Source organism: Faecalicatena fissicatena, from assembly GCF_016900595.1.
In the GTDB taxonomy this organism is placed as follows: Bacteria; Bacillota; Clostridia; order Lachnospirales; family Lachnospiraceae; genus Claveliimonas; species Claveliimonas intestinigallinarum.
Genome location: NZ_JACLYY010000039.1, coordinates 1 through 784, shown reverse-complemented (window position 1 = coordinate 784; position 784 = coordinate 1). Strand labels below are relative to the sequence as shown.

Genomic DNA, 784 nt, shown 5'->3' with positions numbered 1-784 from the left:
AGATGTGTATAAGAGACAGGGCGATCTCTGCCACGGGCAAATCCTCGTAGTAGTAGAGGGTCACGGCGGCCCGCTGCTCCTCCGGCAGATGGAGCACCGCATCCCACAGGCCGCCGGGGAGCGCGTCTTCCGCGCCGCCGGCCAGCGGCTCCAGCTCGTCGGTATAGATCACCCTGCTGTCCCTCCGCCGCTGCTCATAGGCGCAGTTGACCGCAATCTTCAGCAGCCAGGCGCGGACCGCTCCCCGGGCCCGCAGGCGGTCCCAGGACTGCCAGGCCCGCAGAACAGCCTCGCCCACCGCGTCCTCCGCGTCGGCGTCGCTGTCCAGGATGCTCCGGGCCGCCCGGAACATGCCGTGGCTGTGCTCGGTCACCGCCGCAGCAAATTCCTCCCGCGCCGACGCCCGGCCCGCGCCGTCTCTGGTCTGTTCCATGTGCTCACCTCGTCTTTCCTTGTCCGGACACCCTATAGATGCATGGGCGGGCGGTTTGGTTCCCTCTCCGCGCAAAAAAAGCCCGGCGGGAGTCCCGCCGGGCTTTTTTGCGTTAGTTTTCGGTCAGCACGCCGGACAGATCCACCGGCGCGGCGTCGCTCCACAGGCGCTCCAGGTCGTAAAACTCCCGGGCCTCCTCGTTGAAGATGTGCACCACAACGGAGGAGAAATCCAGCAGGATCCAGGTGCCGCCCCGGTGGCCCTCCACATGGTGGGGGGGCTCCCCGGCGTCCTTGAGGGTCTTCTCACAGACATCGGCCAGGGCCTTGATCCTGTCTCTTATACACATCT

2 protein-coding genes are annotated in these 784 nt (G+C 66.3%); both read right to left on the bottom strand.

Annotated elements, in window-relative coordinates:
* The coding region (locus H7U36_RS15035; RefSeq protein ID WP_205156429.1) for an RNA polymerase sigma factor at positions 1-433 on the bottom strand (433 nt) is incomplete at its 3' end.
* A gap of 112 nt (positions 434-545) precedes the next feature.
* Positions 546-784: ribosome silencing factor (rsfS, locus tag H7U36_RS15030; protein ID WP_205156428.1), on the bottom strand; the 239-nt coding region annotated here is incomplete at its 5' end.